This is a genomic window from Blastococcus sp. CCUG 61487 (genome assembly GCF_005222955.1).
Taxonomy (GTDB): Bacteria; Actinomycetota; Actinomycetes; order Mycobacteriales; family Geodermatophilaceae; genus Blastococcus.
The window spans coordinates 1-295 of sequence record NZ_LWUA01000188.1 but is presented as its reverse complement, the minus strand read 5'-3'; the positions used below and the strand labels follow the sequence as shown (position 1 = coordinate 295).

The following is a 295-nucleotide window of genomic DNA, read 5'->3' as shown; positions in this document are numbered from 1 at the left end:
GGGCGATTGTTATTACTCTTTGTTGACATTTCCCTGCGAAGGTCGGCCTCAGCCGAGAACTGTAAATTAATACCTTAAAAAATTTGGGTTCCGAGATGACCATGGCGGCGGCAATGGAAGGCCAGACGGCGGGCACGCGAACATGGCCGAACGCAATCCGCATCGCCGGCGTCGACATCTTTCACGACCTCACTGCAGCCGAGGCGACCTGGCGCAGTCTCGAAACACCGCAACACAGCTACACACCCTATCAGCGCTTCGACTTCCTTGCCTCCTGGCAACGCCAGGTCGGCGA

General features: G+C 56.9%; 1 protein-coding gene. It reads left to right on the top strand.

All coding sequences use genetic code 11. The features are described from left to right. Positions 1-95: 95 nt before the first annotated feature. The coding region (locus tag A6V29_RS09965; RefSeq protein ID WP_212719206.1) for a hypothetical protein at positions 96-295 on the top strand (200 nt) is incomplete at its 3' end.